This is a genomic window from Nocardiopsis endophytica (assembly GCF_027706725.1).
Classification (GTDB): domain Bacteria; phylum Actinomycetota; class Actinomycetes; order Streptosporangiales; family Streptosporangiaceae; genus Nocardiopsis_A; species Nocardiopsis_A endophytica.
In genome coordinates this window covers 1-24,417 of the sequence record NZ_JAQFWQ010000042.1, presented here as the reverse complement: position 1 = coordinate 24,417, position 24,417 = coordinate 1, and the positions used below count along the sequence as shown (strand labels likewise).

General features: G+C 74.3%; 15 protein-coding genes and 1 pseudogene. 6 read left to right on the top strand and 10 right to left on the bottom strand.

All coding sequences use genetic code 11. The annotated features are described in order from the left end of the window. Positions 1–12: 12 nt before the first annotated feature. Positions 13–477: a hypothetical protein gene (locus O4J56_RS15805; protein WP_270686562.1), complete on the bottom strand. Its 465-nt coding sequence runs from the start codon at positions 475–477 to the stop codon at positions 13–15. Between the two features lie 266 nt (positions 478–743). On the opposite strand from O4J56_RS15805, the pseudogene O4J56_RS32115 reads away from it, so the two are divergent. After that, positions 744–851 (top strand): annotated as a pseudogene (locus tag O4J56_RS32115) (IS1096 element passenger TnpR family protein); the annotation flags it as partial. 41 nt (positions 852–892) lie between these two features. Here the strand turns inward: O4J56_RS32115 and O4J56_RS15800 are convergent. The 3 genes from O4J56_RS15800 to O4J56_RS15790 all read right to left on the bottom strand — a co-directional run bounded on the left by O4J56_RS15800 (position 893) and on the right by O4J56_RS15790 (position 7,017). Then, positions 893–5,725, bottom strand: coding sequence for a hypothetical protein (locus O4J56_RS15800; RefSeq protein WP_270686560.1), 4,833 nt, complete (start codon positions 5,723–5,725; stop codon positions 893–895). A gap of 106 nt (positions 5,726–5,831) precedes the next feature. After that, entirely contained in the window at positions 5,832–6,395 is a 564-nt protein-coding gene (locus tag O4J56_RS15795; protein ID WP_270686559.1) for a YwqG family protein, read from the bottom strand. A 196-nt stretch (positions 6,396–6,591) separates the two neighbouring features. Beyond that, positions 6,592–7,017, bottom strand: coding sequence for a CBS domain-containing protein (locus O4J56_RS15790; RefSeq protein ID WP_270686558.1), 426 nt, complete (start codon positions 7,015–7,017; stop codon positions 6,592–6,594). Positions 7,018–7,258: 241 nt separating this feature from the next. On the opposite strand from O4J56_RS15790, the gene O4J56_RS15785 reads away from it, so the two are divergent. Continuing rightward, positions 7,259–8,011: a DUF1963 domain-containing protein gene (locus O4J56_RS15785; protein WP_270686557.1), complete on the top strand. Its 753-nt coding sequence runs from the start codon at positions 7,259–7,261 to the stop codon at positions 8,009–8,011. Positions 8,012–8,164: 153 nt separating this feature from the next. Here O4J56_RS15785 and O4J56_RS15780 read toward each other — a convergent pair whose 3' ends face one another. The 4 genes from O4J56_RS15780 to aceB form a co-directional block, all read right to left on the bottom strand. Next, a complete protein-coding gene (locus tag O4J56_RS15780; protein WP_270686556.1) occupies positions 8,165–9,520 on the bottom strand; it encodes a (Fe-S)-binding protein in 1,356 nt (451 codons plus the stop codon). Positions 9,521–9,572: 52 nt separating this feature from the next. Then, the gene (locus tag O4J56_RS15775) at positions 9,573–10,883 is read right to left on the bottom strand and encodes an FAD-binding oxidoreductase (protein ID WP_270686555.1); all 1,311 of its coding nucleotides are present in this window, start codon (positions 10,881–10,883) and stop codon (positions 9,573–9,575) included. 128 nt (positions 10,884–11,011) lie between these two features. Beyond that, the gene (locus O4J56_RS15770) at positions 11,012–12,463 is read right to left on the bottom strand and encodes an FAD-linked oxidase C-terminal domain-containing protein (protein ID WP_270686586.1); all 1,452 of its coding nucleotides are present in this window, start codon (positions 12,461–12,463) and stop codon (positions 11,012–11,014) included. Positions 12,464–12,680: 217 nt separating this feature from the next. Next, positions 12,681–14,285 (bottom strand): malate synthase A, encoded by a 1,605-nt coding sequence (gene aceB, locus O4J56_RS15765; RefSeq protein WP_270686554.1) that lies wholly within the window; start codon positions 14,283–14,285, stop codon positions 12,681–12,683. Between the two features lie 334 nt (positions 14,286–14,619). Here aceB and hflX point away from each other — a divergent pair, with 334 nt between their 5' ends. The 4 genes from hflX to O4J56_RS15745 all read left to right on the top strand — a co-directional run bounded on the left by hflX (position 14,620) and on the right by O4J56_RS15745 (position 19,905). Beyond that, positions 14,620–16,122, top strand: coding sequence for a GTPase HflX (gene hflX / locus O4J56_RS15760; RefSeq protein ID WP_270686553.1), 1,503 nt, complete (start codon positions 14,620–14,622; stop codon positions 16,120–16,122). 331 nt (positions 16,123–16,453) lie between these two features. Beyond that, entirely contained in the window at positions 16,454–17,662 is a 1,209-nt protein-coding gene (locus O4J56_RS15755) for an amidohydrolase family protein (RefSeq protein ID WP_270686552.1), read from the top strand. A 210-nt stretch (positions 17,663–17,872) separates the two neighbouring features. Continuing rightward, positions 17,873–18,448: a helix-turn-helix domain-containing protein gene (locus O4J56_RS15750; protein ID WP_270686551.1), complete on the top strand. Its 576-nt coding sequence runs from the start codon at positions 17,873–17,875 to the stop codon at positions 18,446–18,448. 35 nt (positions 18,449–18,483) lie between these two features. After that, positions 18,484–19,905: an NAD(P)/FAD-dependent oxidoreductase gene (locus O4J56_RS15745; protein ID WP_270686550.1), complete on the top strand. Its 1,422-nt coding sequence runs from the start codon at positions 18,484–18,486 to the stop codon at positions 19,903–19,905. A gap of 328 nt (positions 19,906–20,233) precedes the next feature. Here the strand turns inward: O4J56_RS15745 and holA are convergent, their stop codons facing one another. Next, positions 20,234–21,208 (bottom strand): DNA polymerase III subunit delta, encoded by a 975-nt coding sequence (gene holA / locus O4J56_RS15740; protein WP_270686549.1) that lies wholly within the window; start codon positions 21,206–21,208, stop codon positions 20,234–20,236. 57 nt (positions 21,209–21,265) lie between these two features. Next, positions 21,266–23,818, bottom strand: coding sequence for a ComEC/Rec2 family competence protein (locus tag O4J56_RS15735; RefSeq protein ID WP_270686548.1), 2,553 nt, complete (start codon positions 23,816–23,818; stop codon positions 21,266–21,268). Positions 23,819–24,417 lie beyond the last annotated feature (599 nt).

Genomic DNA, 24,417 nt, shown 5'->3' with positions numbered 1-24,417 from the left:
GCCCGCCGTCCACTACTCGGCCCCGGGCGCGGTCCCGTCGCCGCCGTCCTCGTCGCCGAAGTGGCGGGAGAACTCGGAGGCCACGGCGTCGCCCGCGTGCTCGACGAGCCGCCCGACGAAGGGGTGCACGATGAGCGCGGTGACGGCCCCGGCGAGCGCGGGCAGGCGCTTGACGAACCAGTCGCGGACGTAGACCATGACCGAGACCTCGGGCTTGTCGGCGGTGACCGCCTCTTCGAGCTCGTCGATCCGCTCGCGGGCGGCGGCGCCGGTCCCGTCCTCGGCCTCCCGGTCGATCCGCCCGCGCAGGGCGGCGAAGCCGGACCGCAGCGACTCCAGGTCGGCGCCGACGGCCGCCGGCGCCCCCTCGGCCCCTCCGGTGGCCGCGACGACGACGTTGTCCTCGCCCACGACCACCTGGCCGGACACGTCGCCGGTCTTCACCCGGTACCGCTTCCCGGACCCGCCTTCACCCATGCCCGCCCCTTATATCGTTTTTTGCCCCCCGGCATTGCGATGATAATGAGGCGGTGTGAGGATCGGTGGGCTCAATCGATAAAGGAATGAGCACATTTATTCGCCCATTGGGCTGAAAAGCGCTCATTCCGCTGAAAATGTACGATAGAGAACGGCGTCCCCACCGGAACCACAGGCCCCACGGGGCGGGGCGGGCGGCGCCCCCGCCCCACCGCGTAGCAGTTCACGAGGAGAACGGGGCGGGCCGCTGTCCCTTGTAGAGGCCGCTGGCCTCGGACCTCTACCTGAACCAGGTGCACGGGGTACTCCAGAACACCTTCGCCTGGCAGGACTACCATCTCCACCGCTTCTCACCGACCGGCGACGTCTATGGATCCTCCACCGAGGCCCGGCGACGGCCTCCGGGGGGCTCGGATCAGCTCTGCATCGTTTCCGTACGCTCCCTCCGTTCCCTCCAGGCGCGGGTGAACAGTTCGTGCAGGGGGATCGGGGGGAGGAGGCGCCCGAAGGGGGCGGTCACCTCTTTCCTCGTCTCCCTCGCCAGGTACAGGTCGAGTTTGGCGGTCTCCAGCGGCAGTTCCGGGGCCTTCAGCTCGGTCCAGGGGCCAGGCAGGAACGCGGTGCGGCCCGCCCTCGGGCGCTTCTCCTCCACGATTGCCCCAAGGGCCGCCAGCTCTTCGCGTGCCTGCTTGAGGCGGGCGGCGGTCCAGCCGTTCCACCGGCGGACGTTCTTGTCGGTGGGGCGGGCCAGGGCGAGCAGCTGGAGGTACAGCGCGGCGGCGTCCGGACCGCTCCCCAGCTCGTCGGCGACCTCCGCCACGAGGGACGGGACGCTCAGGGACGGATCGGCCTCGTAGCCCCCGGCCGGGACCGGGGTGGAGGCCGCCCGCTCCACCATGCGCCCCAGGCCCGTGCGCACCACCAGGGCGCGGTGGATCTCCAGTGCCGCTTCGCGCCACCCGCGCTCTTCACACGCCTTCAGCGTCCGCTCCACGGCCTCCGGGTCGGCCAGCACGGACGGCCTGAGGAAGGGTCGTTGAACGGTTCTCCCCGCCTCGACGAGGAGGAGGCCTCCGTCGTAGACGACGGGATCGTTCCTCTGCTCCTTGGGGGCGGGGTGCGGAAGCACGGGGTGGGTGTCCGGGCCGAACACGGCCGCGAGGTCCGTGCCGGACCCCCCGAAGGACACCAGGTCCAGGCGCTGGAGGAGCTCCGGCTCGTCCAGACGGGCGCACAGGCGCTCATAGAGCCGGGGGACCCCCACCACGGCCGGGTCGCCGACCGGGCGCTCCGTAAGAGCCCAGGACAGGAGCGTGGGCACCGTGCTGAACAGGGTGGTCCGAAGCGACCGGCCGGCGCGGTCGAACTCGCCGTCCTCGTCGGCCGTGCGGACCTCGGGATGGAAGCCGAAGAGGTCCATCATCAGCTCGCACCGCAGGCCGTGGGTCTCGGATCCGAAACGCCTCGGAGCGGCCAATTCGGCGGCCCACCGGTCGGAGAACCCGAGATCGCGTTGGAGCTGGTCGGCGGCGTGTTCGCCCACAGGGGCGCGGGTGCCGAGCACCTCGGCCCACACCGCCGCCATCCGCTCGGCCGCCGCCACGGTCCCGCCCGGCCGCCACAGCTCCGCCGGGTCGTCGGGGACCCCCGCCGCGAGCAGTCGGAACCGCCCTTCGTCCCCGAGGGAGGCGGCGGCGCCGTCCGCCTGGGCGGCGACGGACGCGTTCGCCTTGTAAGGGGCGGCGCGCAGCATCGCCTTGTGCTCGTCGAAGCGGGGGGAGTAGTCGGTACCGAACTCGGCGCGCCTCGGCAGGCCGTCCAGAGCGAGGAGCGCCACGGCCCGCCGGACCCCTGTGCGTTCGATGAACACCCGCACCGCCTCCGGGTCGGCGGACACCCGTACCGGCCCGTTGTCCTTGACCAGCGAGAGCAGCCGCCGGAGCCGCTCCGCGTCGTCGCGGCCGATCTCCACCTCTTCGACACCGTGCGCCCCCTCAGGCGGCGCGGCTCGGTCCGGCTGCACGAACCGGTACTCGCGTTCCGGGTCGAGCGGGTGGCCCGGTTCCGGGAGCGGTGCCCCGGCAGGCCGCCCGTACCCCCGCCGCTCATCGCGGGCGGGCGCGGTCCCGGTCGCGACCGCTTCACCGGCGGCGAGCAGCGGCGCCAGGGCCTTCCCGGAGGCCCGTCCGCGCCGCCACCGGCCGGGGGCGGCGAACGGCTGCTCGACCCAGGTGCGAAGCAGCGCCTCCAAGGCGTCGCGCTCGGCGTCCGCCCCGACCCCCACGGCGAACCGCAGCGCGGCCGCGTCGATCCGCCCGAGCAGAGGGGACCAGTCCTGGGGCGGGACCGGCGGGCTGAGGCGGCGCACCTCGTCGTCGACCTCGCCCCGGAACAGGGCGCCGTCGGCGGCGATCGCGGTGAGCAGGGCGGGGTGCGCCGCCGAGGAGCCGCTGTAGGCCCCGGACGGGAGCGGCAGGAGCCCGCGCAGCGCAGGGAACAGCTCGGCGTCCGGCACCGGGGCGGGCGGGGAGACCCGCGCATCCGAGCGGACAACGTCCACGCGGGAGGACAGGTCCTCACGGATGCCCAGGATGTGGGCCGCCCAGCGCGCGGCCCACACGACGCCATCGGCCACGCGGGGGTCGGTGACGCCGGGGAGGACTCGGGCGAGCGCGTCGCGGACCGCCGCCTCCTCCCCGCCCGCCGGGGCCGTGCGGGCGGCGCCGATCAGCGCCCGCGCCGCCTCCTCGTCCGCACCGCGCAGGGCCCGTGAGGAGGCGGGGTCGGCGGGCATGAGGAAGTGCCAGAAGGCGGGCGGCGGGAACCACAGGTGGTCGTGGAGCTCGGGATGGATCCCGCGCGCGGAGAGGACCTCGCGGTCGTGCAGCGACCACACCTGCCACAGCAGGGCGTCCCCGCCGTCCCCGCCGGCGGCGTACGCGGCCAGCGGCCCGGTCCGCTCGGGGCCGACCCCGCCCCGCTGGTCGAAGAGGACGACGTCCGCGCCGCCTTCGGGCATCCGGAGGATCGCCCAGGGCTCGTCCTTGGCCGACCCTCCGGGGACCTCGGCGCGTCGGCCGTCGACCCCTTCGATGACGAAGCGGTCGGGCGCCCTGAAACGGGCGGTGGTGTCCTGGGAGACACGGAAACCGGAGAGCCCGTCCGCCGAACCGAGCGGTGATCCGGGGACGCCGTCGGGCAGCCGGACCAGGGTCAACGCCCTGTCGACCCACGACCACCCGTCGGGCAGATCGACCTCCTCGAAGAAGGAGGGCATGGACAGCGGGCCCCGCTCACCGGTGACGGGGTCGACCTCGGCCCACCCCCATGCACCGGGTCCGCCGTCACGAAGACTCCATACGGTGGAGCCGTCGCTCATCTGCCTCGGTTCGCCGCCGATTCCGTGCCGGTCGCCGGGACGCAGCAGCCGCTCGCCGTCGTGCCTGCCTCCTTCGATCTCGAACTGGAAGCCGTAGGCCCCCTCCAGCCAGTCCCGGCACGGTTCCATCGCGTGGATGCGGTCCGGAGTGAACACCGCGTCCGGCGCGCTCGCCCAGAAGGCCCGGTGCGGGGCCGAGGCCTTCGAGTCGTGCGCCCCATCGGCGGGCGGGGCCCACCCGACGAGGAAGTCGCCGCCGGAGAAGTGCACGGAGATCTGGTGGGCGCCTTCGGGCAGGGAGAACGTGCAGGCCCCCCGGCGGCCCTCGTGGTCGACGGCGACGGCGCCCGAGCGGGTGAAGACGGTGAGCACGGGCCAGGTCGCGGTGGCGCCCTTCAAGGGCCCGTCGCCGAGCACGGGGTCGCCGAGCGCCTCCTCCAGGGCCGGCCAGTGCAGCTCGGCGGGGATGCCGGTGCGCAGCGTGCGGGCGAGCGGCGCGGCCAGGTCGAGGGGGGACAGGTCGTCCCCGATCCCGTCCAGCGCGGTGGCCGTGGGGGCGTCGAGCAGGCCGTCCAGCTCCTGGACGGCCTGGTGGGCGGCACCGAGTGGGCCGTCTGCCGCGCGGCCGATCAGGCCGGCGATGCGCGAGCGCACGTGCGGTTCCACGCCCGGGGCGTCGGGCAGGCGGCTGATGGCGGTCCCCCCGGTGCGCTGCTGCCCGAACCCGACCCGCTCCGGGGCGTGCGCGGCGCGTTCCAGGCGCCCGCCCAGCACCGGGTCGGCGGCCAGGGCAGCCAGGTCGCGGCGCCCACCGCGGTGCCACAGGTGCAGGCGCACCTTCGGCCCCGGATCCTCCACCGGGATCCCGGCGGCGAGGCACGCGTCGACGACGTCGGAGTCGAAGCAGAAGTGGTGGTACCGGGATTCGTGCAGCCGGACGGGGGAGCCTTCGGCGCGGATCCCCGGGGCCAGCCGGGGGAGCAGCGCGAACAGCTCCTCGGGCTTGCGCTGGGCCATGACTCCGCCCCCGCCGGCGAGCACGTAGTTGTACTGCCGCGCGAACGCCGACAGCCACGCCGTCAGGCCGCTTTCGGGGACGAGGCGGCCCTCGGCCATGCGGTCGAAGGTGCCCGCGGCCTGCAGCAGGCGCAGCCAGGCCCCGCCGTCGGTCGCGGACGAAGGGAAGAGCACGGCCAGGCGTGCGTGCACGTCGTCATCGGCGGGCGGGACGGCGGCGAACACGGTTGCGGCGGCGTCCAGGAGGCGGTCGGGGACCGCGGTGCCGCGCGCGTGCGCGAGCGCATGGGCGAGGAGGCGGGACTCCTCTTCGGCACCGAGACCGGCGGCCTTCACCGAGGCGCGGACCCGCGTGCGCAGGTCGGCCGGGGGCGCCGCGCCGCCGTGCGCCCACGCCTCAAGGATCCGCACGAACAGGGCGTGCGCCCTGTCGCCGGGCAGCTCCGCCGCCAGGAGCTTCTGCACGGCGGAGAGCTCCTTCGCCGGCAGCCCGCCGTACCGGGCGAACAGCGCGGCGGAATCGGCGAGCCGTTCCGGGCTGGAGGAGTGGCCGTTGCTCCTCTCGGCGGCGCGCGCTTTGGAGTAGGCGCTGCCGGCCTGTTGAGGGGCGTCCCGCAGCATCCGGTGCCCGACCGTCTCCCAGAACCGGGGCAGGTGCTCGGCGGGCAGACCGCGGGTGAGGCGTTCCAGGGCGCTGATCGCCGCCTTGGGCTTCGCCCAGGAGCGGCGGATCTCGGAGCCCATCCGTGTGATGAGCGTGTCGGCCTGTTCCGCCCGGGAGGGGTCGTGGGCCTTCACCCAGTCGAGGTAGGAGGTCGACTCGTGGGGATTCGAGGGGTGTGGCGTCGGCATGGCGGAGAGTGTCGCAGGCGCTACCGACATGCTCCACTCCGGTCGATGCGTTCTGGTGGTGGGGGCGGGGAGCCGCCCCCACCGGGCATCGCGGCGGGGCCGCGGGTCAGGCGCACTGCCAGAGGAAGCGGCCCTCGCCCGTCTCCGGGTTCAGGAAGGCGTAGCCGATTCCCGCGTCTCCGAAATTGACGTCGAAGGGGGCGTCGCAGCTGTCCAGCTGGAGCACGTGCTCCCACGTTCCGGGGGCTTCGGGCTCCTCGTCGCGTTGAAGCCAGGCGGGGTCGCCGCCCAGGAAGGTGTGGGCCTTGTCGTCCTTGTCGGGCGCGGACGTCACCGCGATGTGGTCGGGGCCGTGCGTCGGCCCGGTCTCCATCGGGGCGACCTCATAGAAGGCCGCGGGGCGTCCCGGCTGGGCGAAGAACGCGTTCTCGCCGGCCTCGGGCTCCCACGTGCCATCGACGAAGTCCTCCTCGTCGGTCATGAAGAGGTAGGCGAGGCGCACCCGGGCTCCGGGCAGTCGGACCTGCCCGATGAACTTCATGGGGTTGCCGGTCTCCGCCGACAGTGGCCATGCCGGCTCCTCCAGCCACACGGGCTGCCCGCCGAGCTTGGTGACCGGCTCCCGGACCGGTACGTCGGACTCCTTGAAATGCAGGCTCTGCTTGTCCACGGGGGGCTTCCGTTCGTTCGTCGGGCTGCTGCGGGGGGCCTGGCGCCCCTGTCGTTCCGGCGGTACCGACGCATGGGACGGGAAAGCGGTTCCTCCGGAGCAGAGCCGAGCCGGGCGGGGCGGTGGGGCGTTCCGGCGCATACGGAACCGAGGGGCGCCCTTCGGCTGCCCCTCGGTCGGAATCCGGTCCGGTGCGTCAGGAGTAGACGCGCTCCACGAACTTCGCCAGCTGGTCCTCGGAGAGGAAGTGGGCCAGGTCGGCCTCGCTGATCATGCCGACGAACCTGCGGTTCTCGTCGATGACCGGCAGGCGGCGGATCTGGTTGTCCTCCATCTCCCGCAGGACGTCCTGGACGCTCGCGCGGCTGGAGATCCAGTGGGGCGTGCCCTGGCACAGCTCCCCGGCGGTCACGTGGGACGGCTCGTGGCCCGCGGCCACGCAATTCACCACGATGTCGCGGTCGGTGATGATCCCGACCATGCGCTGGTTCTCATCCATCGGGTCGCCCACCGGTAGGGCGCCCACGCCGTGCTCCCGCATGAGCTGCGCCGCACGGTCCAGGGTCTCGTCGGCGGGGATCCAATGGGATCCGGAGTGCATGATGTCGGCGGCGGTGGTCATGTCCCGGCCTCCTCGGCTCGGATTCCTGGTGGACGGGGCCGTCCACAGGCCTCTCCACGTCAACGCTAGGAGCGCCCCGGCAAAAGGCACGACACATGCGGGGTTCGGACTCGCCAAAGAGCGGGCGCCGATCGGTGGGGGGATCCGTGTCGGGATCCGCGGGAACCGGATGCCCTCCGGCCCCGTCTTGTCCGTTGCCGGGGCCGCACAGGGCGCCGCCGGATCGGGACGAGGAGAATCCATGACGGTAGAAGACCTGCGGACCCTGCGGCTCGGGCGGCTGGTGCCCCTGGCCGAGGGCGAGTCCGCAAGGGCGGACGACGGCGGGCCGGCGACCAGGTTCGGCGGGCAGCCGGACTGGCTCTCCCAGCCGGAGTGGCCCCTGGCGTCCGGAAAGGCCCAGCGCTTCATCGCGCAGGTGCGGCTCCCCGGATCCGAGCCGAGGATGGCCTACATCTTCATGGAGGACGACGGGCTGGGCGACGACGACCCGGACCCGGGCGACCTCAGCGAGTACGACTGGAACACCGACGCCCCGTCCACCTACCGCGTGACCGACTCCCACGCCCCCAACACCGTCATCGTGCAGCCGGGAGGCACGCCGCGGGTGCCCACCGCGCCGGTCGCGGAGGGGCCGACGCTGCAGAACACCGTCCCCGGCCGGACCATGCCGGTGGTGTACCGGGTGGAACTCGCGCCGTACGTTCCGGAGACGGTGGAGGCGGAGGTCGAGGGGGAGGAGGACGAACCGGTCGCCTGGTGGTCGGGCAAGTCGAAGTTCGACGGGGAGGAGGGCGGCCGCCCCGACGTCCAGGTCGGCGGGGACGCCTTCTGGCTCCAGATGGACGAGGCGCCCGGCGACGACTGGCACCACGTGGCCACCATCGACTCGGCCACCGACAAGTACTCCATCAACTGCGGTGACAGCGGGCTCGCCTACGCCTTCCTGAACCCCGAGCAGACCAACGGCGTCCTCATCACCCAGTCCTGCTGACTTCGGGCCCGCGGGTCGGCGCCGGGCCTGGTCGGTCTCGGGGAGGTCGGGCTTGCGACGGCCCGCTCAAGCCCGGCCTCCCCGAGATCACCGGGGGCCGGGCCGCGTCGGAGGGAGCGGTCGGGTGGGCCGCTGCCGTCCTTCGGACGGGGCCTAGACCAGCGCCGACGGCGGCAGCCCCCGGATCGAGGCGTCGAGCACCTGGACCGTGTGGGCGACGGCGATCTCCTCGCCGCGCTCGCGCATGGTCGCGGCGATCTGCAGTGAGCACCCGGGGTTCCCCGCGATCAGCAGGGACGCCTTCGTGGAGGCGACGTCGTCGGCCTTCCGGGCCCCCAGGTCGGACGCGGGCTCGGGGTTGAGGAGGTTGTACACCCCGGCCGAGCCGCAGCAGATCTCCGGGTTGGGCAGGTCGGCCACCTCCAGCTCCGGGATCGCGCGGAGCAGCTCGCGGGGCTGGGCGGTCACCCCCTGGCCGTGGGAGAGGTGGCAGGCGTCGTGGTAGGCGGCCTTCACCGGGAGAGGGCGGCGCTCGGCGCGCGGGCCGAGCGCCACCAGGTACTCGGAGAGGTCCACGACCTTGGCGGAGAGCGCCTCGGCGCGGCGGACCAGGTCGTCCGGGCGGCCCGCCTCGCGCAGGACCCGGCCGTAGTGCTTCATCGTGCCGCCGCATCCCGCGGAGTTCACCACGACGGCATCGACCCCCTCCTTCTCGAACGTCCTGACGGTCCGCTCGGCGAAGCGCGCGGCCTCCTCGGCGCGGCCCGAGTGCGAGGAGAGCGCGCCGCAGCAGCCCTGTCCCTTCGGGACGACCACCTCGCATCCCTCGCTGGCCAGCACGCGCGCCGTCGCCGTGTTCACCTGAGGGAAGAACGCCCCTTGGACGCACCCGGTGAGCATGCCGACGACGGCCCGCCGCCGACCCACGGCCGGGACACGCTCGGGGAGCGCGGGCACCTTCCCCTTGATGGGCGGCGCCATCCGCTCCATCGCCGCGACGGAGGGGGAGACGCGTTCGAGCACCCCGGACGAGCGGAGGGGACCGGCCAGGCCGCTGGCCTGATAGGCGCGCAACGGGCCGCGCATGAGCTCCAGGCGGCGGCGGTGGGGGAAGAGGGAGAAGATCGCCGACCGGATGAGGCGCTCCGCCCGGGGGCGCTCGTGCTCCTCCTCCACGCGCGCGCGGGTGGTCTCGATCAGCGCGTCATAGGCGACCCCGGACGGGCACGCCGTCACGCAGGCGAGGCACCCCAGGCAGTTGTCGAAGTGCCCCACCGAGGCGTCCGTGAACGCCCCCTCCTCCTCGGCCTGCCCCATGAGGTGGATGCGCCCCCGAGGAGAGTCCATCTCCTCGCCCCAGAGCACGTAGGTCGGGCACGTCGGCAGGCAGAACCCGCAGTGCACACAGTCGGACAGCAGGTCGGGGAACGGCCGCTCGGCGGTCCCTGCGCCGTTCTCGGCGCTCTCGGGGCCTCCGGTGCTCTGCGTGCTCTCGGCGCCTTCGGTCATCGGGTGTCCTCCCTGCGGGTCGGGGCGCGGAATGCGAGGGAAGGGGCGGGCGTCAGATGCCCCCGGCGAACCGGCCGGGGGAGAGGACACCGTCCGGGTCCAGGTTCTGCTTGATCGACCGCATGAGCGGCAGGCCGAGCACCGTCCCCCACGGGTCGAGGCCCGCCCCGTGCACGGTGGGCGGCGCGTCCAGGACGGTCAGGGAGCCGTGGCCCCCGGTCACCGCCTCGACACGGGCACGCAAGGACGCGACGGCCCGGACAGCGCTCGCCGGGGCGGTGGCCGACGGCAGGGCGCCGTACAGGACACCGGAGCCCGCCGAACCCCGGACCGGCAGGGGCCCGGTGTCAGGGGCGGCGTCGGCCACGGCGTCCAACACGGCGGGCAGGCGCGCCGGCGGGGTCGTCAGCTTGAGGAGCGTGTCCCCGGGGCCGCCCGGAAGCGCCCCCCAGCCGTCGGGAAGGTCCTCCGCCACGGAGGAGCCGGGCAGCAGCGCGGACACCTCCTCAGCGCGCGCTCTGATGCCCTCCTCAGGCCCTTCGAGCAGGACGTGCACCGTGACCGCACCTCCGTCCGGACGGTCGGCCTCGATCGCGGTCGGGGCGGTGTGCGACCGCAGTACCGACGCCACCAGCTCCCGAGCGCGCGCGGGATCGTCGGCCCTGGCGGACACGACGCGCGCCGCCGGGGGGACCGGCCGCAGGCGGAAGGTCACCGACGTGATGATGCCGAGCGTGCCCAGGGCGCCGGTGTGCAGCTTGCCCAGGTCGTACCCGGCCACGTTCTTCACGACCCGGCCGCCCGAGTTCGACACGACCCCGTCGGCGCGCACCACGGTCATGCCCAGGATCAGGTCGCGCACCGGTCCGTAGAGCATCCGCCCCGGCCCGGACAGCCCGGTCGCCACCACACCGCCGACGGTCGAGCCCGGCACCACCGGGTCGACCGGGAGCCGCTGGCCCGAGGTGCCCAGCACGTCGGCGAGGTCCTTCATCGGCGTCCCGGCACCGGCCTCGACCACCAGGTCTCCGGCGGCGTGGTCCACATGGTTCAGCGCCGACAGGTCGACGACCGCGTCGCACCGGCGCGGGGGAGCGCCCCACCCGGTCTTCGTGCCCGCCCCGCGCGGTACGAGGGCCAGGCCCTCACGGGACGCGGCGGCGGCCACCGCCGCGCACCCCTTGGTATCGGCGGGCGCGGCGACCCACCGGGGGACGGCGCCGCCGACCGCGTCCCGGTCGGTCCCGGGGCGCACGGGAACGCCGGACGCCGCCAGGGGCCCTGCCGCGCCGTCCGCGCGGTCCGTGTCGGCCGGCCCGGCAGCCTGCCCAGCAGCCAAGTCCTGATGGTCTTCGCCGGTCATCGCCCGCCCTTCTTGAACGGTTCCTCGACGCCTCGTCTACCCTGCCGCCGTCCCGTTGATCTCGGGAAAAACGCCCCTACAACCGCGGTCGTAGCGTCGCTTCCCCCGAGATCAACGCGGGAGGGGCGTCAGAACTGCTCCGCCCGGCCCTGTGCCACCAAGGGGTGCACGTCCTTGCGCACCCCCGGCACCTCCCCGCACAGGCGCGGTGTGGGCAGCAGCTTCTCCGGGTTGGCCACCCCGGCGGGGTCGAACGCCCGCCGGAAGAGGTCCATCGTCTCCAGGTCCTCCGGGGTGAACATGCGCGGCATCGAGCAGGCCTTGTCCACCCCCACGCCGTGCTCACCGGTGATGGATCCGCCGTGCCGGATGCACAGGTCCAGGATGGCGCCGGAGACCTCGGCCGCGCGCTCGCCCGCGCCCGGCTCGGCGTCGTCGAACAGCACCAGCGGGTGCAGGTTGCCGTCCCCCGCGTGGAACACGTTGGCCACCCGGATGCCGCTCTCGGCCGACAGCCGCGCGATGTCGCCGAGCACCTCGCCCAGCGCGGTGCGCGGCACCACCCCGTCCTGGACGATGTAGGCGGGACTGATCCGCCCCACCGCGGCGAACGCCGACTTGCGCCCCTTCCAGATGCGCGCCCGCTCGGCGGCGCCGCTGGCCTCCCGGATCTCGAAGGCCCCCGCGCGCTCGCACAGCCGCCGCACCATGGCGGCGTCGGCGTCCACGTCGGCGGCGGGCCCGTCCAGCTCGACGATGAGCACCGCGCCCGCCCCCTCGGGGTAGTCGCAGGCCACGGCCGCCTCGGCGGCCGCGATGGACAGCGCGTCCATCATCTCCACGGCGGCGGGCAGCACCCCCTCGGCGACGACGGAGGAGACCGCCTCCCCGCCGGCGTCCATGCCGGTGAAGGCGGCGAGCAGGGTGGTGACCTTCTGCGGGGTGCGCACCAGGCGCACGGTGGCCTCGGTGGCGATTCCCAGGGTGCCCTCGGAGCCGATGAAGGCGCCGATCAGGTCGTAGCCGGGGGCCTCGGGCGCCTTTCCGCCCAGCCGCACCAGCTCCCCTTGCGGCGTGGCGATCTGCAGGCCCAGCACGTGGTTGACGGTGAACCCGTACTTCAGGCAGTGGGCGCCGCCGGAGTTCTCGGCGATGTTCCCGCCGACCGAGCAGACCTGCTGGCTGGAGGGATCGGGGGCGTAGTAGTAGCCGTAGGGGGCGGCGGCGCGGGTGATGTCGAGGTTGGCCACGCCGGGCTGGACGACGGCGCACTCGTTGTCCGGGTCGACCTCGACGACGCGGCGCATGCGCGAGGTGGTGACCAGCACCCCGTCGGTGCGGGGGAGCGCTCCCGCCGAAAGGCCGGTCCCGGCGCCGCGCGGGACGAATGGCACGCCTTCGGCGGAGCACAGCCCGAGGACCTCGGCGACCTGCTCGGCGGTGGTCGGCAGGACCACCACCCCGGGCACCTCGGCGTGGTAGGTGAGCCCGTCGCTCTCGTAGGTGCGGCGGCGGGCGCGGTCGGTGATGACGCCGTCGTCGCCGCAGATGCCCTTGAGGCGGGGGACGAGGGCGCTCAGGCGGTCCGCCCGGTCCGCGCGGTCCGCCTGGCCGCGGTCCGTGCCCGCCGGATCCGTGGTCGACCGGTCATCGGGTGACTCGTCCGACCGATCCCGAATGGGCCGATCCCGCATGGCACTCGTCCTCCCGCCCGTCGTCGGCGACAGCCGTGCGGAGCGCGCGGGGCCGGGCCCCTGGCGGGACGTCCCGCGCGCTCCGTGATCTCGGCCTCAGACGTTACGGCATCCGCTCGTAGGCGGGAAGGGTGAGGAAGTCGGCGTAGTCGTCGGCCAGCGACACCTCGCGGAACAGCTCGACCGCGCGGCCGAACAGCTCGGCGTCGTAGGCGTCGCCGTGCTCGGCCTTGATGGCCTCCAGCTCCTCGTCGATGATGCGGTCGACCAGCTCGGCGGTGACCTTGGGGCCGTCGTCGAGGGTGACGTCGTTGTGCAGCCACTGCCAGATCTGCGAGCGCGAGATCTCGGCGGTCGCGGCGTCCTCCATGAGGTTGTGGATGGCCACCGCGCCGTTGCCGCCGATCCAGGCGGCGAGGTACTGCAGGGCGACGTTGACGTTGGAGCGCAGGCCCGCCTCGGTGATGCCGCCCTCGGTCGCGTCGACCGCGAGCAGGTCGCCGGCCTTGACCGCGACGTCCTCGCGCTGCTTGTCGAGCTGGTTGGGCTTGTCGCCCAGGACGCCGTCGAAGATCTCCATGGCGACCGGGACCAGGTCGGGGTGGGCGACCCAGGAGCCGTCGAAGCCGTCGCCGGACTCGCGGGTCTTGTCGTCGCGCACCTTGGCCAGGGCGCGCTCGTTGACCTCGGCGTCGCGGCGGCTGGGGATGAACGCGGCCATCCCGCCGATGGCGAAGGCGCCGCGGCGGTGGCAGGTCGCCACCAGCAGCTCGGTGTAGGCGCGCATGAACGGGGCGGTCATGGTGACCGCGTTGCGCTCGGGCAGCAGGAAGCTGCGGCCGCGGGTGCGGTGCGTCTTGATGATGCTGAACAGGTAGTCCCAGCGCCCGGCGTTCAGCCCGGCGGAGTGCTCGCGCAGCTCGTAGAGGATCTCCTCCATCTCGAACGCGGCCGGGATGGTCTCGATGAGCACGGTGGCGCGGATGGTGCCGCGCGGGATGCCCAGGCGCTCCTGGGCGGCCAGGAAGATGTCGTTCCAGAGCCGGGCCTCCAGGTGGCTCTCCATCTTCGGCAGGTAGAAGTAGGGGCCCTTGCCCTTGTCCAGCTGGCGCTGGGCGCAGTGGAAGAAGTAGAGGGCGAAGTCGACGATGCCGCCGGAGGTGCGCTCGCCGTCGACCAGGATGTGCTTCTCGTCCAGGTGCCAGCCGCGCGGGCGGACCACGATGGTGGCCAGCTCCGAGTCCTCCTTCAGGGCGTAGGTCTTGCCCTGGGGGGAGGTGAAGTCGATGGCGCGGTCCAGCGCGTCGCGCAGGTTGAGCTGGCCGCCGATCATGTTCTCCCACAGCGGGGTGTTGGCGTCCTCGAAGTCGGCCAGCCACACCTTCGCCCCGGAGTTGAGGGCGTTGATCGTCATCTTGCGGTCGGTCGGGCCGGTGATCTCCACGCGGCGGTCGGTGATGCCGGGGGCCGGCGGGGCGACCTTCCAGCCCGTGTCCTCGCGGACGGCCCGGGTCTCGGGCAGGAAGTCCAGGTTCTCGCCGGCGTTGATGCGGGCCTGGCGCTCCTTGCGCGCGGCGAGCAGCTCGCGGCGGCGCGGCTCGAAGCGCCGGTGCAGGTCGGCGACGAGCGCGAGAGCGTCATCGGTGAGGATCTCGTCGTACCGGTCGTGGAGGGGGCCGGTGATCTCGACCCCGTTCGTGGCGCCCATGCGATACCTTCCACAAAGCGAAACTTGGTTCTGGGATGTGGAATATGACGCTACTCTCCGGCCGGACCGCTGGTCAACGTTGTGAGCCTCTCACACGCCCGGAAACCTTCCTCTGAGAGTAAACTTCGCGAAGTTTTCTTGGGAAGGGTCCCGCCTCCTTCGGATACCGGCAGAAAAGGTGTGTTCTGCCTGGCGTCGCCGCCCGCCCCCGGCGCGCCCGGGAGCGCGCCCACGGGCCGGCCGGCGTGAAAATCCCGTGCCAACGGCCCGGTGCCGTGCGACGATCCCAGGGAACAACCGGCGCCACCGGGACGTTGGCCCTGCTGGAGGGATATTGAGTACTTCTCACGAACACGGCACCGACACCGCGGCCGAGGACTTCGGCCACGCTCCGTCGGACGGCCGTGCAGGCGGCGCCGCGGACCCCTACGGCGCCGAAGACGCCCAGGGCGGCGGCCCCCAGGGGTCCGGCCCCGAACCCGGCCAGCTCGACCTGGAGGAGCGCAACGCCCTGCGCCGCGTCGCCGGGCTGTCCACCGAACTCGAGGACGTCACCGAGGTCGAGTACCGGTCGCTGCGCCTGGAGCGCGTCGTCCTCATCGGCGTGTGGACCGGCGGCACCCAGGCCGACGCCGACAACTCGCTGATCGAGCTCAAGCAGCTCGCCGAGACCGCCGGCGCCCAGGTGCTGGAGGGCCTCACCCAGCGCCGCTCCCGGCCCGACCCGGCCACCTACATCGGCCGCGGCAAGGCCGAGGAGCTCGCCGGGGTGGTCGCCGCCACCGGCGCCGACACCGTCATCTGCGACGGGGAGCTCGCCCCCGGCCAGCTCCGCCAGCTCGAGGAGGCGGTCCGGGTCAAGGTGATCGACCGCACCGCGCTGATCCTGGACATCTTCGCCCAGCACGCCCGCAGCAGCGAGGGCAAGGCCCAGGTGGAGCTGGCCCAGCTCAACTACCTGCTGCCGCGGCTGCGCGGCTGGGGCCACTCGCTGTCCCGGCAGGCGGGCGGCAGCTCCGGCGGCGTGGGCCTGCGCGGCCCCGGTGAGACCAAGATCGAGACCGACCGGCGGCGGATCAACACCAAGATGGCCAAGCTGCGCCGCAAGCTGGCGCAGATGTCCACCGCGCGCGACGTCAAGCGGGACCGGCGGCGCGCCCGGCAGGTCCCCGCGGTCTCCATCGCCGGGTACACCAACGCCGGCAAGTCCAGCCTGCTCAACCGGCTCACCGGGGCCGGGGTGCTGGTCGAGGACGCGCTGTTCGCCACCCTGGACCCGACCGTGCGCCGGGCCCGCACGCCCGACGGGCGCGCGTTCACCCTCAGCGACACCGTCGGCTTCGTCCGGCACCTGCCGCACCAGCTGGTCGAGGCGTTCCGCTCCACCCTGGAGGACGTCGCCGACGCCGACCTGATCGTGCACGTCGTGGACGCCTCGCACCCCGACCCCGAGCAGCAGCTCGCCGCGGTGCGCGAGGTCTTCGCCGACATCGGCGCCCAGGACGTGCCCGAGATCGTGGTGCTCAACAAGACCGACGCCGCCGACCCGGTGGACGTCAAGCGGCTGCGCACCCGGGAGCCGGACGCGGTGGAGGTCTCGGCCCGCACCGGCGAGGGCGTGGACGACGTCATCGCGGCGGTCGCCGCCGCCCTGCCCGAGCTCCAGCACGAGGTCCGCGTCCTGGTCCCCTACGACCGCGGGGACCTGGTGTCCCGGGTCCACCAGGAGGGGCGCATCGTCTCCGAGGAGCACACCGGGGAGGGCACCGCCCTGCACGCGTGGGTCCCGCCGCTGCTGGCCGGGAAGCTGCGCGACTACGAGGCGGCCCTGAGCTGACCCCGGCCCCGCCCCCGGGGCGGGCGGCCGGGGCCGAACGGCTCCCGAACGGCGGAACCCTGCGCGGGGTTCCGCCGTTCGCTCTATCGTGGAGGTGCCCCGGGTACCGGGAGGCCCCCGCGCCGCGGCGGATTCGCGGTACGGAGGTGTACACGCCGTCCACGCATGAACTACCGTTCTGGGACACTGGCGGCGGGCTCCCGACACCCGGCGCCCACGCCTCCCCGGCCGACGAGATCGAGGTCCGTCCATGTCCTCCCCGAAACCGTGCAGCGCCGCCCCCTCCGCCGCGGCGCGGCCGTGAGCACCTCGGGCGGGAGCCGCTGAGACGATGACCGTGCGACTGCTCACCAACATCGGGCGCCTGTGGACCGGCACCGACCTGCTCAGCAACGCCGCCATGCTGCTGCACGGCGACCGCGTCGCCTGGGTCGGGGCCGCCGCCGACCTGCCGCAGAGCCTGCCCGGGGTCATCGACGACATCGTCGACGTCGACGAGGTCGACAACCTGGGCGGGGGCCTGGTCACCCCCGGCCTGATCGACGCCCACTGCCACCCGGTCTACGCCGGGAACCGCTACGCCGAGGTGGCGATGCGCGCCGGGGGCGCCACCAAGTCCGAGATCGCCGGGGTCGGCGGCGGGGTGGCCTCCACGGTCACGGTGACCCGCGGGACCGACCCGTGGACGCTGTGCAACGCGGTGCGCGAGCGGCTGCGGTACTGGGTGCTGTCCGGCTGCACCACCGTCGAGGCCAAGACCGGCTACCACCTGACCCGCGACGGCGAGCTGGCCGACGTGCGGCTGCTGCGCACCCTGGAGGAGGAGCCGGGCATGCCCCGGCTGCACGTCACCTTCTTCGCGGCGCACGCGGTGCCGCCCGAGTACTTCGGCCGCCCGCAGGACTACGTGGACGCGGTGGCCTCCTGGCTCGGCGACGCCTCCCAGGCCGGGGCCGAGGGCATGGACGTCTACTGCGACAACCACCACTTCACCGCCGAGGACGCGCAGCGGCTGCTGTCGACCGGAAGGGCGGCGGGGCTGCGCACCCACCTGCACGCCTGCGCCAAGCCGCGGCACGGCGCCGTGCGCATGGCCGCCGACCTGCAGTGCACCTCGGTGGACCTGCTGCACGAGATCGACGAGGACGACGTGCTGGCGCTGGCCAAGACCGCCACGCCGGTGGTGGTGTGCCCGACGACCTCGCTGATGGAGGGCTCGCGCCCGCCGGTGCGCACCCTGCTCGACCACGGGGTCCCGGTGGCGCTGGGCACCGACCACAACCCGGGGCAGGCCGGGGCGATGTCGCTGCCGCTGGCCGTGTCGATGGCGGTGGCGATGTTCGGTATGAGTGTGCTGGAGGCGCTGCGCGCGGCCACCGCGGGCGGGGCGCACGCGCTCGGCTGCGGCGACCGCGGGGTGCTGGCACCGGGCAAGTACGCCGACATCGTGCAGTGGGACGCCGACCACGAGGGGGCGTTCGCGTGGTCGTACGGCCTGAAGTCCCTGCGCGTCTGGCGCGGCGGCGAGACGATCCGCTGACGACCCGGGCGGAGTGGTGACGCGCTGACGCACTGAGCGGGTGGTGACGCGCCGGCGCACCGTCCCCGCCTCTTCGCCGGACCCCCTGACCCTCCCCTCCGCGCGGCCGAACACGCTCCGGAATCCCTCACCCAGCAGCATCACTAAAGAAAAATTTAGTAACACCAAGATCAATTGTGGTGTGAGCGAAGCCATGTTAGCTTCCTCGGCATGTCCAACGACCAGGCCGGCCCCGCCCCCGGGCCGGGCATCGGCGCCCGGCTGCGCCGTCGGCGGCGCGCCCTGCACCTGACCCTCAAGGACGTCGCCGAGCGGACCGGCGTGACCGAGGGGTACCTCTCCCAGGTCGAACGCGACCGGGCCAACGCCAGCGTGCGCATCCTGCAGAAGCTGTGCGGGGTGCTCAAGCTCAACGTCGGAGAGCTCTTCGACCAGGGCGCGTCCGGCAGCCCGGTGCTGCGCTTCCGGGACGCCCGCGGGATGGCGTTCGGCGAGGGCGCCACCAAGATCAAGCTCACCCCCGGCACCTTCGACCACCTGGAGGTCCTGCTCGGCCGCTTCGAGCCGGGCGGCTCCACCGGGGTCGACCCCTACACCCACGGCGACTCCGAGGAACTGCTGCTGGTGCTGTCCGGGGAGGTGGAGGTCGGGGTCGGCGGGCGCGTCCACCGGCTCGGCCCCCTCGACTCGGTCCATTACCGCAGCAGCGACCCGCACAGGGTCGCCGAGGCCACCGGGCGGGCCGAGGCCCGGGTGCTGTGGGCGATGGCGCCCCCCACCTACTGAGCCCCCGCCCCGTCCCCCCGTCCTCTGGAGGTCCCATGCCCGCGTACCGCAACGGCGAGATATCGCACTGGATGCGCGGCGGCCGAGCCGGGAACGGCGCCCGCCGCTCGGCCGCCCCGCCCGGCGACGAGCAGGACCTGGTCATCGTCGGCGGCGGGCTGACCGGGCTCTGGGCCGCCTACCACGCGGCGGTGGACCGCCCGGGCGCGCGGATCACCGTGGTCGAGGCCCACGAGGTCGGCTACGGGGCCTCCGGGCGCAACGGCGGCTGGCTGTCGCCCCTCATCCCGGGCAACCGCGCGGTCTACGCCCGGGCCGCGCGGGCGCGCGGCGAGGACGGCGACGAGGCGGTCCGCGCCTTCCAGCGCGAACTGACCGCGGCCGTCGGCGGCACCCTGGACATCCTCGCCGACGAGGGCATCGACGCCGACCAGCACCGGGGCGGGCACCTGCGGGTGGCCACCACCCCGGCGGCGATGCGCAGGCTCGAACGCGCGCACGGCGCCGACCTGGCCGCCGGGTTCGAGGAGTCGGAGCTGGCGCTGCTCTCGGCCTCCGAGGTCGCCGACCGGGTCGCGGTCCGCCCCGCCCTCGGAGGGCTGCTCACCCGCACGACCGCGCGGGTGGACCCGGCCAAGATGACCCGGGGCCTGGCCGAGGCGGTCGAGCGCCGGGGCGTGCGGATCCTCGAAGGCGCCCCCGCCACCCGGATCGACCCGGGCGCCGTGCACACCGCGCGCGGGACCGTGCGCGGGCGGACCGTCCTGTGCTGCTTGGAGGCCTACTCGGGCACGGTCGGGGGGCGTGGGCCCGGGCCGCGCGAGGTCATCCCGGTGAACTCGTCGATGATCGTGACGGGGCGGCTGCCTGAACGCGCCTGGGAACGGATCGGGTGGCAGGGCCGCGAATGCCTGGGCGACGCGGCGCACACCTTCGTCTACGCCCAGCGCACCGCCGACGACCGGATCGCGATCGGCGGGCGCGGCACCCCCTACGCCTTCAACTCCGGGACCCCGGGCCGGGGCGCGGTGGACGCGCGCACCGTCCGCATGCTCTACGACCGGCTCCGGCTGTTCTTCCCGGACGTGCACTTCACCGTCGAGCACGCGTGGCGCGGGGCGATCGGGGTGACGCGCGACTGGTGCGCCGGGGTCTTCTTCGACCCCGCCACCCGGATCGGGGCGGTGCGCGGCTTCGCCGGGCACGGGGTGGCGCCCACCCGGCTGGCGGCGCGCACCCTGCTGGACCGCGCCGCCGGGCGGGACACCGCGCTGACCCGGCTGCCCTGGAACGACCACGACTCCGGCCGCTGGGAGCCCGAGCCGGTCAGATGGCTCGGGGTGCACGGCATGTACCGGCTCTTCGGCGTCGCCGACCGGTGGGAGGAGCTCCGCCACTCCCGGGAGACCGCCCTCATCGCCCGCTTCGGATCGCGATTGGCAGGACTTGACGGATGACCACCGTGCCCACTTCGGGTTCGGGCTTGCCGCGGTCGGCCTGGCCGCGGCGCTGGTCCAGTACGCGGTGTCGATGCGGCGGCTGCCCGAGCGCGCGCGAGCGGTGGACAATCCGCTGCCCGCGAACCGCAGGCCGCTGGCGGCGCTGGTCGCGGCCGCCGCAGTGGGGGCCGTCGCCGGTGCGGCCGTTCGACCTGGGGATCGGCGGCTGGACCTTCCCGGTCCTTCTCCATCGTCGCGGGCGGCGGGATCGGCCTGGGCCTGCTCCTCGTCCGCAGGCCGGTGGGGCGCCTGCTGGGGGCGGGGCTGTGACGGGGAGGGCCGGGCCTCAGCCCCGGCCCGCGTTGCGGGCGGTGGCGATCTCGATGACCGCGCGCTCCAGGGCGTAGGCGGGGTCGCGGCCGGCGCCCTTGATGAGGGCGTCGGTCTCGGCCACCACGCGCATGGCGCGGGCCACGCCCTGCGGGGTCCAGCCGCGCGCCTGCTGGCGCAGCGTCTTCAGCTTCCACGGCGGGACCTTGGCGCGCTTGGCGATCTCGGCCTCGGGGACCCCGCGCGGCGGCTGGGCGGCCACGGCGATGCCCCGGACCGCGCCCGCCAGGGCACTGTTGATCAGCACCGGCGCGGTGCCCACCGACAGCGACCAGCGGAGCTGCTCCAGCGCCTCGGGCAGGCGCCCCTCCACGGTCCGGTCGGCGACGGTGAAGCCCGTGGCCTCGGCCTTGCCGGTGTGGTAGCGGGCGACCGCCGCCGCGTCCACCCGCCCGTCGGTGTCGGCGATGAGCTGGGTGCAGGCGGCGGCGATCTCACGGAGGTCGTTGCCGACGGCGTCGAGCAGCGCCTGGGCCGCGTCGGCGGTGATCTGGCGGCCGCCCCGGGAGAACTCCTCCTTGATGAACTTCAGGCGCTCGGCGGGCTTGGTGGGCTTGGCGCAGTCCACGCGCGCGGCCCCGGCCTTCTTCGCGGCCTCCAGCAGGGCCTTCCCCTTGGCCCCGCCCGCGTGCACCAGCACCAGGACCACGTCGTCGGCGGGGTCCTTGAGGTAGGCGGTGACCTCGGCGGCCAGGTCCTTGGTGAGGTCCTGGGAGGAGCGCAGGACGACCACGCGGCGCTCGCCGAACAGCGACGGCGAGGCGGCCTCGGCCAGTCGGCCCGCGGTGACCTGCGACGGCACGAGGTCGTGCACGTCCACCTCGGGGTCGCCGTCCCGGGCGGCGGCGACGAGCGCGGCGACGGCCCGGTCGACCAGCAGCTCCTCGTCGCCGACGACGAGGGTGATGGGGGAGACGGAGGTGGAAGCCATACCAGCAGCATGCCACGCGCCGGTGACCGGATGGGGCGGATGCCGGTGCCGCCCCGCTCACTCCGGTCCGCCCGGCGCGCCCCCTTCCCCGTCCGCCTCCGCCCTTCCCCGGGCCACGGCTTCGGGGCCGCCCGGGCCGGGCACGACGGCGACGTCGCCGTGGAGGTCGGTCCGGTAGTGCTCTGTGGTGAGCCCTTCGAGAACGGCGAGGGTCTCGGGGGAGGGGTGGCCGTAGGAGTTGTCCCGGCCCACCGAGGTGAGGACCAGGCGGGCGCCGGTGGCGGTCAGGAACGCCTCCTCCTGTGTCTTCGCCCCGTGGTGGGGCGTCTTGAGGACGTCGACCCCGTGGACGCCTCCCTCGTGCATGAGCGCGCGCTGGGCGGGCTCTTCGATGTCGCCGGTGAGAAGGACCGTCATGGGGAGGGCATCGGCGCCGGGCGGCGGAGCCCAGCGCGCGTGCAGGACCACGCTGCGGTCGTTCTCCGAGTGCCCGGCGTCCCCGTCCCCGTCCGTTCCCCTCTCGGGCCAGAGCACGGTCAGCGTCCAGGGGCCCGTCGTCCACGTCTGACCCGCTTCGGCGGCGTGCAGGGGCACGCCCTCGGCGCGCAGGTGCTCCGCCCCCGATGACGTCTCGAAACCGCCGGGCGCCAAGGCGGCGTGCGCGGTGCGGCCCCTGAGCGCGCCGACGGTGTCGCCCATGTGGTCGGAGTGGTCGTGGGTGAGCACGAGCAACGAGAGGCGGCCCACGCCCAGGTCGCGCAGGCACGGGTCGACACCGGCGTCGCGCTCACCGGTGTCGACCAGCACGGCCTGTCCGCCTCCGGTGGCCAGGACCAGCGCGTCGCCCTGGCCGACGTCGCAGGCGGTAAGGGCCCATCCGTCCGGTGGCCAGTCCTTGAGGGCGCAGGTGGTCGCCGCGACCGAGACGGCCGCCGCCGTCAGGCCCGACAGGAGGGCGGTGCGGGCGCGTCCGCGCAGCACCAGGACGGCGGCCACGAGGACGGCCAGGGCGAGCGCCCCGGCGGCGTCACCGCGCCAGGGCGGCGCCGTCAGGGGAGGTGCGGCGTGGTGCAGGTCGGCGGCGGTCCGGGCGATCGCGGCGATGCCGAGCACGGCGGCCCCGGGGATCCAGGCGAGCACGGGGGCGGCCGAGGGCAGGACCGACGCGGCGACGGCGGTGGCGAAGCCGCCCGTCATGGCGATGGGGACCAGTGGTGTGGCGACGGTGTTCGCGGGCACACCGACCCACCCGATCTCGGGGGTGAGCAGGACCAGCACCGGCAGGCAGGCGAGCTGGGAGGCGAGGGCGACGGCGGCCGCGTCGGCGGCCCACCGCGGCACGAGGGGGACACGGGCGCGCAGGGCGCGGCTCCAACCGGGGGCGAGCACCATGATGCCGCCGGTGGCCAGGACCGACAGGGCGAAGCCGTGGGCGCGGGACAGGTGGGGGTCGACCAGGACGAGCGCCAGTACCGCCGCGGACAGGGCGGCGAGCCCGCCGCGGGTGCGGCCGGCGGCGAGGGCGGCCAGCGCGATGAGCGCCATCAGGGCGGCCCGGAGCACACTGGGGCGGGGTCCGGCGACCAGGACCATGGCGGCGATGAGGCAGGCGGCGACGGCCGCGGCGGCCCACGGCGGCAGGCGCGACCACCGGGCCGCCGCGAGGGCGGCGCCGGTGAGGACGGCCAGGTGGGTGCCGGAGACCACCATCAGGTGGGTCATCCCGGAGGCGCGGAAGTCTTCGCGGACGTCGGCGGGGACGCGTGCGGCGTCGCCGGCCACGAAGGCGGGCAGGAGGGCGTCCGCGGGGGAGGGCAGGCCGGCTGAGGCGGCATGGAGCCGGGCACGGACCCGCCCGGCCCAGGCCTGGGCCTCCGGCGGCGGCCGGACCTCGTCGGGTGGTCCCCGAACCAGGACGAGCGCCCGGGCGCGGCCGCCGCCGTCGGCGGGGACGACCGGGCCGGACACACGGAGGCGCTGCCCGGGCAGGAGGCCGCCCCACCCGGGCCCGGAGGTGATGAGCACGACCGGGACACGGGTGGCGAGGCGGCGGTCGTGGCGTGTCGCGCTCCGGTGCGCGCTGTCGTGGTCCGCGCCGTGGTGGTCTGTGCTGTCGTGGTCCGCGCCGACGTGGTGTGCGGGGACGGTCACGGTGACCGTCATTGCGGCGACGGTGTGCCGCTCCCCGGCCGGGCGCGACTCGTCCCCGGTGTCTCCCCCGGCCCTGGGGCGAGGGGGTTCGGAGATCTCGACCTCGAGATCGGCGGGGGCCTCGCGGGCGGCGAGGTCGGCGACGGGCGAGGCCTCGAGGGCGGCCAGCCGACCGGCACAGGCGACGGCCGCCGCGGCGCAGCACGCGAGCAGGGCGGCGAGCGTCGGCTTCCACGGGGCGGGCCGACGGCAGACCCGGACGACCGCGACGACGGTGAGCAGGACGAGGAGGAAGGCGAGCCAGGCTGCGGGGGCGGCGGTACCGCCGATGAGGAGTGCCGCCGTCACCCAGGCCCCGACGGCGGGCCCGACGAGCCGCAGATCGAAGGCCTGGGCCCCAGCGCCGTATTCGGGTTCGGAGTCGGGCACGTCCGTCCCGAAGAGCAGCGACGACCGCAAGGGGGACCTCCAGAGCGGACAACCCGTCCGAGGCCGACCGGCCGGGGACGGAGGAGCGAGGGCATGAGCGGGCGGAAATGTGACGGGGTCGAGCGCCGCCCCTCCGGAACACCGGGGGAGGGGGCGGCGGTGACGGGGGCGGTGGCGCCTGCGGCAGCTCTGTCGGGTTGGGGCGTGTGGGTGGTTGTCGTGGATGGCGGCGAGGGGGTGAGCGGGGCGGTTCCCGGGCCCTGCTCGCCGGGCGGTGGGATGACGGGGTGCGATGCCGCAAGGGCAGCAACGGCAAGGGTCAGCGACCCATCCGACAGCGTTGTCGACCGTGGGGCGTGTGGGTGGTTGCTGTGCTGGGCGCCGACGGGGTGAGCGGGGCGGTTCCCGGGCCCTGCCTGCCGGGTGGCGGGTCGCTGGTGGTTCGGGTGGGCGGCTGGGTTGGTACCCCGCTTACGGGTCCCGGCCGGGCGGCGGGATGACGGGGGTGGGGTGGAGGGCGGCGGCGACGGGGGCGGTGGCGCCTGCGGTAGCGCTGTCGGGTTGGGGCGTGTGGGTGGTTGCTGTGCTGGGCGCCGAGGGGGTGAGCAGGGCGGTTCCCCGGCCCTGCC